The organism is Verrucosispora sp. SN26_14.1 (assembly GCF_004307965.1).
Taxonomy (GTDB): domain Bacteria; phylum Actinomycetota; class Actinomycetes; order Mycobacteriales; family Micromonosporaceae; genus Micromonospora.
In genome coordinates this window covers 1-5,236 of record NZ_SISL01000414.1, presented here as the reverse complement: position 1 = coordinate 5,236, position 5,236 = coordinate 1, and the positions used below count along the sequence as shown (strand labels likewise).

General features: G+C 69.9%; 7 protein-coding genes. 5 read left to right on the top strand and 2 right to left on the bottom strand.

Annotated features, from left to right (window positions below):
- The 5 genes from EYA84_RS25760 to EYA84_RS25740 all read left to right on the top strand — a co-directional run.
- Positions 1 to 869 (top strand): glutamate ABC transporter substrate-binding protein (locus tag EYA84_RS25760; protein ID WP_131056160.1); only part of this gene is annotated, 869 nt, incomplete at its 5' end.
- An 11-nt stretch (positions 870 to 880) separates the two neighbouring features.
- Positions 881 to 1,561: an amino acid ABC transporter permease gene (locus EYA84_RS25755; protein ID WP_201272481.1), complete on the top strand. Its 681-nt coding sequence runs from the start codon at positions 881 to 883 to the stop codon at positions 1,559 to 1,561.
- Positions 1,558 to 2,352 (top strand): amino acid ABC transporter permease, encoded by a 795-nt coding sequence (locus EYA84_RS25750; RefSeq protein ID WP_131056158.1) that lies wholly within the window; start codon positions 1,558 to 1,560, stop codon positions 2,350 to 2,352. The genes EYA84_RS25755 and EYA84_RS25750 overlap by 4 nt, the downstream gene beginning before the upstream one ends.
- A 30-nt stretch (positions 2,353 to 2,382) precedes the next feature.
- On the top strand, positions 2,383 to 3,174 hold the full coding sequence (locus EYA84_RS25745) for a class II glutamine amidotransferase (protein WP_131056156.1): 792 nt from the start codon (positions 2,383 to 2,385) through the stop codon (positions 3,172 to 3,174).
- A gap of 77 nt (positions 3,175 to 3,251) precedes the next feature.
- Positions 3,252 to 3,818, top strand: coding sequence for a DUF2087 domain-containing protein (locus EYA84_RS25740; protein WP_131056154.1), 567 nt, complete (start codon positions 3,252 to 3,254; stop codon positions 3,816 to 3,818).
- A 58-nt stretch (positions 3,819 to 3,876) separates the two neighbouring features.
- On the opposite strand, the gene EYA84_RS32650 is transcribed toward EYA84_RS25740, so the two are convergent.
- Positions 3,877 to 4,053: a hypothetical protein gene (locus EYA84_RS32650; RefSeq protein ID WP_161595041.1), complete on the bottom strand. Its 177-nt coding sequence runs from the start codon at positions 4,051 to 4,053 to the stop codon at positions 3,877 to 3,879.
- 86 nt (positions 4,054 to 4,139) lie between these two features.
- A partial coding sequence (locus tag EYA84_RS25735; RefSeq protein ID WP_131056152.1) for a serine hydrolase occupies positions 4,140 to 5,236 on the bottom strand: 1,097 nt, incomplete at its 5' end.

Genomic DNA, 5,236 nt, shown 5'->3' with positions numbered 1-5,236 from the left:
TGTGTATAAGAGACAGGCCCGGCACCGCCGCCGCCGACGGGGGAGCGGGCGGCGAGTCGATCGAGAAGATCCTGGCCGACGCCCCCGTCGCCGACCCGGCCGACCTGTCGGCCGGTGGCCGGGCGGCCACCATCAAGCAGGCGGGCACCCTGCGCGTCGGGGGCACCGCCACCGCCGCCCTGTTCTCGCTGAAGGACCCGACCACCGGCAAGGTGACCGGCTTCGACGCCTACCTGGCTCAACTCCTGGCCAAGTACATCACCGGGACGCCGTCGGTCGAACTGGTCCAGGTGACGGCGCAGACCCGGGAACTACTGCTGCAGAACGGCACCGTCGACGCGGTGCTGGCCACCTACACCATCACCCCGGCCCGGGCCGAGAAGATCAACTTTGCCGGGCCGTACTTCAACTCCGGCACCTCGATCCTGGTGAAGAAGTCGGAGACCGGCATCACGACGCCGTCGGACCTGGCCGGCCGGACGGTCGTGACCCAGGCCAACTCCACGGCGGTCAACACCCTCAAGCAGGTGGTGCCGGACGCGAAGCTGCTCCTGCTGGAGACCAACGACCAGTGCGTCCAGGCGCTTCGCCAGGGCCGGGCGGAGGCGTACGTGCTCGACCAGGCCATCCTGCTCGGCAACGCGCAACGCGACCCGGAGGTCAAGGTCGTCGGCCAACCGTTCACCGAGGACCCCTACGGGATCGGTCTGCCTCCCGGTGACGCGGAGTTCAAGACGTTCGTCAACGGCTGGCTGACCAAGATCGTCGAGGCCGGGCTGTGGGACCGGATCTGGAAACTGACCCTGGGCACCGCGATCGAGGGCGAACCGCCGACCCCGCCGGTCCTCGGCTCCGTGGCCGGAAGCTGAGCGTAGTCCCCGTGCCGTACGTGTCGGAGGTGGCTGGGATCCCGCTGGTCGACGGCGTGCTCAGCCACCTCGGCCGGCTGGGAGCCGGCCTCCTGGTCACCGTCGAGCTCACGGCGGCCTCGTTCGCGGGCGCGATGGTCCTGGGCACCCTGCTGGCGATCATGCGGATCGTGCCGGTGCCGTTGCTGAGGCTCTGCGCCGCGATCTACGTGCAGTTCATGCGCAACACGCCGCTGCTGGTCCTGCTGGTGCTGTTCGTGTTCGGGCTGCCCGAGATCGGGATCCTGTACGACCTGTTCTGGACGGTCACCACCGCGATGGCGATGTACGGGGCCGCGCTGGTCGCCGAGACGATCCGGTCCGGCATCCGGACCGTGCCGCTCGGTGAGGCGGAAGCGGCCCGGGCCCTGGGCATGACCACGGCACGCAGTCTGCGTCACGTCATCCTTCCGCGCGCCTTCCGCTCGATGGTCCAGCCGCTGGGGAACATCTTCATCGCCATCGCCCTGAGCAGTTCCCTCGCCGCGGCGGTCGGTGTCACCGAGCTGACCGGCGAGACCGACCTGATCAACCTGGAGTTCGCCGACGCCGGCCCGACCTTCCTGGTCAGCACGGCGCTCTACCTCATCCTGACCCTGAGCATCGGCTTCGTCACCGGGCTGCTGGAGAAGAAGGTGGCGATCGGACGATGAGCGTGTCCGAGCAGGCCCTGTTCGACCAGCCGGGTCCCCGGGGCCGGCGATGGATCCGGCTGGCGACCATCGGCACCGCCGTCCTCCTGGTCGGTCTGTTCTGGCTTGCGATCACCGAGTTCCACGCCCACGGCCAGCTCGACCCCGCCAAATGGACGATCTTCGGGCAGTGGCCCGTGATGGCCTTCCTGCTCCGGGGCCTCGCGGCCACCCTCCTGGCCGCCGGGGTCAGCGCCGTGATCGCCGCGCCGCTGGGATTCCTGGTCGCGCTCGGCCGGCTGTCCCGGCGACGGGTCATCCGGTGGCCGGCGGTGGCGTACGTGGAACTGTTCCGCGCGGTGCCGATCCTGCTGTTGCTGTTCGCCTTCCTGATCCTGGCGCCTCGCTTCGGGCTACGGCTACCGATCTTCTGGCAACTGGTCGTACCGATCGTGGTCTCGAACGTGGCCGCCCTCGCCGAGATCTTCCGCGCCGGCATCCTCTCCGTCGACAGGGGGCAGACCGAGGCCGGGCTCTGCGTGGGCTTGAGCCCATCGGCCACCATGCGGCTGGTGGTGCTCCCGCAGGCCCTGCGGCGCGTCGCCCCGGCGCTGGTGACGCAGTTCATCCGCCTGCTCAAGGAGAGCACGCTCGGCTACGTGGTGAGTTTCCTCGAACTGCTCCACGCGGGCCGGGTACTCGGCGAGTACACCCACGCCCTCATCCAGACCTACCTCGTGATGACCCTCATGTTCGTCGCGGTCAACGCGCTGCTGTCGTGGCTCGCCACGGTGCTGCAGCGGCGTGGCTGACCGCCCACCCTGACCCCCGGGAGTATGCACATGTGCCGTCTGTTGGGTGTGGTCGGCGCGTCCGCCGGTCGCCTGACCGAGCTGCTCGCCACCGAACTGCCCGGATTCACCGAACTGTCGGCCGAACACGGTGACGGCTGGGGCGTGGCCCACTGGCACGACGGTGAACTCCGCGTCGACAAGGAGCCGACGTCGGCCCGTACCAGCGAGGGATTCACCTCCGCGCTGAGCCGGATCACCACCGATGCCGCCCTGCTGCACATCAGGCTGGCCAATCCCGGGTCACCGCTCATCCTGGCCAACACCCACCCGTTCCGGTCCGCGACGGTCGCCTTCGCCCACAACGGTGACTTCTCCCCGGCCGACGCCGTCGACGATCTGCTCGAACCGGAGATGCGTGAAGCGGTGGCCGGTACCACCGACAGCGAACGGTTCTTCCTCCTGGTCAGGCAGTTCCTGCGCCGCACCGACCCGGTGACCGCGCTCAGTTCGGCCGCCGCCGAGGTACGGCGTCACGCCACCCGGTACAGCGGCCTCAACTGCCTGCTGCTGACCGAACAGTCGTTGTTCGCCTACGCGGACCACGATCCGGACTCCGCTGTCAGCCGGCGTCGTGGCCCCGGGTTCTTCCCCCTCAACTACCTCGTCGAACCCGATCGCGTGGTGGTCGCCTCGACGGGCTGGGACCAACCCACCCCGCCCTGGCACCAACTGGACCAACGGCACGTGCTCGAGGTCCGCCGCGCCGATCTGCGGGTCTCCCGACACCTGACGCGGCCCGAGCTGCCCCCGGTCGCGGCCGTGGAGAGCGGCGTCCGATGAGCACGCGCCCGGTGCCACGGTGGCCTTCCCGTTCCGCGCCGTCCGGGTCGAGGTGAGGGCGCTGGCAGAATGATCGGATGTCCGCCGAAGCCGCGCACGCCGCGGAGATCCTCACCGCGCTCGCCACTCCCGAGCGCCTCCAGGCGTTGGCCGAACTCGCCCGCCGGGGCGACGACGGGCTCACGGCCACCCAGTTGGCCCAGGCGCTGGACATCCCCGTACCGAAGGCCGGAGCGGCGCTCGCCCGGCTCCACGCGATCGGCGTGGTCACCGGCACCGGCGTCTACCGGGCCCGGCTCGACGCCCTGCGGGAGACCGCCGCCGACCTGGACCGTCAGCAGCCGATCAGCCGTCTGCTCGTGATCTATCCGGAGCTGCGGAGCGTCTTCTCGCACGGCCGACTGACCAGCCTTCCGCCGCCCCTGTCGCGGCGGTGGGAACTACTGGCCGAGATGCTCGTCCGCTTCCTCGACCTCGACGGCCCGTGCGACGAGGACGAGATCAACCGGCGACTCTCCGCCGTCACCGACGACGTGGCCGGTGCCCGGCGGATGCTGGTCGACGCCGGCTGGCTGGAACGCGACCGCGCCGGCAGCACCTACGGCACGTCGCGCACGCTACCCGCGCGCGAGTCGTCCGCCTGATCAAGCCAGGACACAGACGTGCGGCCGGGACGGTGCTGTCCCGGCCGCACGGTGCGGATCAGATGTTGGAGATGCGGAACACGGTCGCGGCGGTGTCACCGCGCGCCGCGCGGTCTCCGGCGGCCGCCGACTCCTCCGGGGTCGCCCCACGGGCCATGGCCCTGGCCACGGCCGCGTCGCGCTGCTCTTCGATCTTCCGCCTACGCCGCTGGGTGAACCTGCTCCAGATAGACATACAGAAGATCTTCCCGATCGCCGACGGACCAAACCGGATCACGGGCGATCATCGGATCACCCGTGAACCGTCGATGTCCGGACGGGTCAGGGCACCGCCACCACCGCGTCGGTACCCGGCATCCGGGTCACGCTGGGCAGTTGCGGCACCGCCTGCGCCGAACGGCTGCTCACGCCGCCGGTCGGGCAGATCGCGGTGAGCACGAACGTCTGCCAGGCGATGTCGACCGGATGCGCGTCGGGCAGCCCGATCTGGTAGTGGCTGAGGTTGATCCCGGAGGACGCCTGGCGCACACCGTCCCGGCTGTGCAGTGAGTACGTCAGGTGACCGATGACCGCGCCGTCGTGACCCCAGACCTCGCCGCACGGGGTGGAGAGCGAATAGATGCCCAGACCGTAGCCACCGGCCTCCGGCATTCCCGGCACCATCGGCACTCGGGTGAGCATCTGGTCGAGGGTGGCCGGACGGAGCAGATCACCACGGAGCAGCGCCCGGAAGAAGGTGTTCAGGTCCGCCGTGGTGGAGATCATCTCACCTGCCGCGCCGGCCCAGCTCATGTTGAACTCGCTCACGTCGCGAGCGCCGAAGGGGGCGAAGTAGGCGCCACCGTGCGGACCGCGGATCGTCGGATCGGTGCCCGGGAAGGACGTGCCGGTCAGCTTCAGCGGTCGGAGGATCCGCCGCTGCACCTCGGTCGCCGTACTGCTGCCGGTGACCGCTTCGATCAGCATTCCGGCCAGGACGTAGTTGGTGTTCGAGTAGCTGAATCCCGCGCCCGGGGCATTGGTCGGCGGCATGGCCAGACCCATGGCGACCAGCTCGGCCGGAGCGTACGTGGTGACCTGCATCCGGTTGATCGCCGCGTACGAGTCGATCATCGCGTTGGTGTAGTTGCCGATGCCGCTGGTGTGGTTCAGCAGCATCCGGACGGTGACCTGGGCGCCGGTCTCGCCCGGTACGACGTCGGGCAGCCGCTGCCCGATCGGGTCGTCCAGACCCAGTCGGCCCTCGTCGACGAGCTGGAGCACGGTGGTGGCGACGAACGTCTTGGTGATGCTGCCGATGCGGTGACGCATCTGCGGCTGCATCGGTCGTGGCTTGGTCAGGAACGCCTGGCCGGCGGCTCCCTGCCAGTCGTGTCGGCCGTCGCGCACGGCGGCCAGCGCGCCGGGCACACCGGCCT